Origin of the sequence: Streptomyces sp. NPDC056480, assembly GCF_042795405.1 — a bacterium.
Lineage (GTDB): Bacteria > Actinomycetota > Actinomycetes > Streptomycetales > Streptomycetaceae > Streptomyces.
The window spans coordinates 1-4511 of the sequence record NZ_JBHTSA010000233.1 but is presented as its reverse complement, the minus strand read 5'-3'; the positions used below and the strand labels follow the sequence as shown (position 1 = coordinate 4511).

Here is a 4511-nt window from a genome sequence, read left to right as displayed (position 1 = left end):
ATTTCGCCTTGTGAGTGGCCGATGACGGCGGTGGGGTTGATGCCGTGGGCGCGCCAGAGGGCGGCGAGGGCGATCATCATGGCCCAGGAGGCGGGCTGGACGATGTCGACGCGGTCGAGGCCGGGTGCGTCGTCTTCGTCGCGGAGGACGGCGGTGAGGGACCAGTCGACGTGGGGTGCGAGGGCGGTCTCGCAGTCGGTGATGGCCTGGGCGAAGACGGGGGAGGAGTCGAGGAGTTCGACTGCCATTCCGGCCCACTGCGACCCCTGACCGGGGAACACGAACACGACAGGAGCACCCGACGCCCGCCCCGGCTTCGCACCGGAGACGGCCGCGGTGACCGCGTCGACCTCGCGGGAGGCGAGTGCGTCGAGGCCCGCGAGGAGCCCGTCGCGTCCTTCGGTGCCGGGGACCACGGCGCGGGACTCGAAGGCGGACCGGTTGGCGGCCAGTGAGAACGCCACGTCGGCCGGGCTGAGCTCGGGCCGGGCGCGTACGTACGCGGCCAGTCGGCCCGCGGCCTCGGCGAGTGCGTCGGCCGACCGTGCCGACACCATCCACGGCAGACCGGCCCCGGGACGCTCGGGCGCGTCCGCGGAGCCCGCTTCGGCCGTGACCGGCTCGGTCGCGGGGGCCTCGGCGAGGATGACGTGGGCGTTGGTGCCGCTGATGCCGAACGACGACACTCCCGCCCGCCGGACCCTTCCTTCCGCGGCAGGCCAGGCGCGGGGCTCGGTCAGGACCTCGACGCCGCCGGACTCCCAGTCGACGAGCTCGCTGGGCCTGCCTACATTGAGCGAGGCGGGCACCTCGCCATGGCGCAGGGCCATCACCATCTTGATGATGCCGCCGACACCGGCGGCGGCCTGCGCGTGCCCCAGGTTGGACTTCAGCGACCCCAGCATCAGGGGCCGGTCGCCCTCGCGTTCGCCGCCGTAGGTGGCGAGGAGGGCCTGTGCCTCGATGGGGTCGCCGAGGACGGTGCCGGTGCCGTGGGCCTCGACGGCGTCGACTCCGGAGAAGGTGACTCCGGCGTCGGCCACGGCGGCGCGGATGACGCGCTCCTGAGCCGGACCGCTGGGCGCGGTGAGTCCGTTGGAAGCACCGTCCTGATTGACGGCCGTACCGGCGACCACGGCAAGGACGTCATGACCCAGCCGTCGGGCGTCGGACAGCCGCTCCACGACCAGGACACCGACGCCCTCGGCCCACGCCGTACCGTCCGCGTCGGCGGAGAACGACTTGATGCGGCCGTCCGCCGCGAGACCCCGCTGACGCGAGAACTCGATGAACGTGTTGGGGGTGGACATCACCGCGGCGCCACCGGCGAGGGCGAGCGAGCACTCGCCGGACCGCAGGGCCCGTACGGCCAGGTGCAGTGCCACCAGGGACGACGAGCACGCCGTGTCCACCGTCAGTGCCTGACCCTGCAGGCCGAGCGTGTAGGCCACCCGGCCGGTGGCGACGCTCCCGGCGGTGCCCGTCAGGAAGTGGCCCTCGGCCTCCTCCGGGAGACGGCCGCCACCTCCGTAGTCGTGGTACATCACCCCGGCGAACACACCGGTGTCGCTGCCGTGCAGGGTGCCGGGGGCGATTCCGGCCCGCTCCAGGGCCTCCCACGACACCTCGAGGAGCAGCCGCTGCTGCGGGTCCATCGCGAGGGCCTCGCGCGGTGAGATCCCGAAGAACGCGGGGTCGAACTCGCCTGCCTCGTGGAGGAATCCGCCGCGTCGCACGTACGACGTACCGGAGTGGTCCGGGTCCGGGTGGTAGAGACCGTCGAGGTCCCAGCCCCGGTCGGTCGGGAAGTCGGAGATCACGTCGCGCTGCTCGGCGACGACCTGCCACAGTCCCTCGGGGGAGTCCACCCCGCCCGGGAATCGGCACCCCATGCCGACGATCACGATCGGGTCGTCGTCCGTACGCGGTGCCACGGCGGCGACGGGCTGCGGGGCGGTGCTCTCGGCCCGCTCCCGTGCGAGCGCGAGCGTGAAGTCGACGACGGCGGCCGGCGTGGGGTGGTCGAAGACGAGCGTGGCCGGAAGACGCAGTCCGGTCGCGGAGTTGAGGCGGTTCCGCAGCTGCACGGCGAGCAGGGAGTCGACGCCGAAGCTCTTGAACGGCTGGTCCGGGTCGATTCCGTCCGCCGAGTCGCGGCCGATGACCGCGGCGAGCTGGGAGTTGACGAGGTCGAACAGCAGACGGCGGCCCTCCTCCTCGGACAGCCGGCCGAGCTTCCGGCGCAGGCCGGACTCGCCGGCCCGCCGCTGAGGGACGCGTACCAGCGAGCGGAGTACCGGGGACAGGGTCCCGTTCAGCGCGTCGGAGCGCAGTGCGGCCGGGTCGAGCCTGGCCGGCACGAGCAGCGCCGTGTCGTCGCCGAGCGCGCGGTCGAGGAGTTCGAGGCCCTGCTCGTTGGAGAGCGGGGCGATGCCGCGCGTCGAGAGGGTGCTGTCGTCCAAGTGTCCGGTGAGGCCGGTGCGTTCGGCCCACAGGCCCCAGGCGAGGGAGGTCGCAGGGAGACCGGCGGCCCGGCGGCGGGCGGCGAGGGCGTCGAGGAACACGTTGCCGGCGGCGTAGTTGGCCTGGCCGGGGTTCCCGAGCACGCCCGCGACGGAGGAGAAGAGGACGAACGCCGTGAGGTCCTCGTCGGCGGTCAGTTCGTCGAGGTGTGCGGCGGCGTCCACCTTGGGGCGCAGCACGGCGGCGAGCCGGTCCGGGGTCAGTGACTCGATGACACCGTCGTCGAGGAGGCCCGCGGTGTGGACGACGGCGGTGAGCCGTACGCCGGTCAGGAGCCGCGCGAGCGCGTCGCGGTCGGCGGTGTCGCAGGCGGCGAGGGTGACCTCCGCGCCCAACTCGGTCAGTTCGGCGTTGAGTTCCGCGGCGCCGGGGGCATCGGGTCCGCGGCGGCTGACGAGGAGCAGACGGCGGGCGCCGTGCTCGGTGACCAGGTGCCGTGCGACCGAGGCGCCGAGGACACCGGTTCCGCCGGTGATGAGCACCGAGCCGTCCGGGTCGAGCGGGGCGGCACCGGTGAGACCGGCGACGGCGGTGTGCCGGACGAGCCGGGGGGCGAGGACGGTGCCCGCCCGCAGGGCGAGCTGCGGCTCGGTGAGTACGGCCCCGGGAACGGCGTCGACGTCGTACGCTTCGGCGTCCGTGTCCAACAGCGCGAAGCGATCGGGGTGTTCGGACTGAGCGGTCCTGATCAGGCCCCACACGGTGGCCTGGGCGGGGTTCGTGACGTCGGGGCCGGTGGCCCCGTCGGTCAGCACGAGCAGTCGGGAACCGGTGAAGCGGGCGTCGGCCAGCCAGTCCTGGACCAGGGCCAGCGCCCAACCCGCCGCGCGGTGCGCGTGATCGGCGAGGCCGGCCCCCGTGCCGTCGGAGTCCTGCGTCGAGCCCGGACATCGTACGGCGACGAGCTGGGGCACGGGATCCGGAACCTCGGCCAGATCGGCGACCAGGCACACGTCGACGTCGGTCGCGGTGACCTGCACAGGCTGCCACTCCAGACGGAACAGCGCGTCGGCGCCGCGCGGCGCGGCCGGAGCGGCGGTGAACGGCCGCATCGTGACGGACTCCGCGGACAGCACGGGCTTGCCCGCTCCGTCGGTGACGCGCAGGCTCACCCCGTCCTCGCCCTTGGGGCTGAGCCACACCCGCAGGGCATCCGCGCCGTCGGTGTAGCGGGTGACGCCGGACCAGGAGAACGGCAGGACCGTACCGCCGTCCTCACGCAGCAGGCCGACGGCGTGCAGTGCGGCGTCCAGCACGGCCGGGTGGACGCCGAAGGAGGCGGCGTCCAGCTCGGCGGGGAGACTCACCTCGGCGAAGACGTCACGGCCGCCGCGCCAGGCGGCGCGCAGGCCCTGGAAGGCGGGACCGTAGTCGTAGCCCGCCTCCGAGAGCGTGTCGTAGCGGGTCTCGACGTCGAGCTCGTGGGTGCCGGGCGGCGGCCACTCGGCGAGGTCGAAGTCCGCCGTCTCGTCGTCGATGTCGAGCAGGGCCGCGGCGTGCCGCGTCCACGGCACACCCGCCTCGGCGTCCTGCGGCCGCGAGTGCACGGCCAGCTCGCGCTGCCCGTTCGCGTTCGGCGGTTCGACGGTCACCCGGAGCTGCACGGCCTCGTCGGGCGGCAGCACCAGAGGTGCCTGGAGGGTGAGTTCGGAGAGCCGCCGCCAGCCCATCCGGGCACCCACGGCCATCGAGAGTTCGAGGAACGCGGTGCCGGGCAGCAGGACCGTGCCGTGCACGGCGTGGTCGGCGAGCCACGGCTGGGTGTCGAGGCCGAGCCGGCCCGTGTACACCAGCCGGTCCTCTTCGACGAGTTCGACCACGGCGCCCAGCAGCGGGTGCCCCGCCGAGTTCAGGCCGAGTCCCCGGGCGTCCGTCGCGGCCGGCTCGGGCTCCAGCCAGTAGTGCCGGCGTTGGAAGGGGTAGGTGGGGAGTTCGACGGTGTGGGGCTGGTAGGGGTCCAGGAGTGTGGGCCAGTCGATGGTGGCGCC

1 protein-coding gene is annotated in these 4511 nt (G+C 73.7%); it reads right to left on the bottom strand.

Going from position 1 to position 4511, the window contains the following annotated elements; genetic code table 11:
- Nucleotides 1-4511 (bottom strand): type I polyketide synthase (locus tag ACFQ79_RS40390; RefSeq protein WP_383593300.1); only part of this gene is annotated, 4511 nt, incomplete at both ends.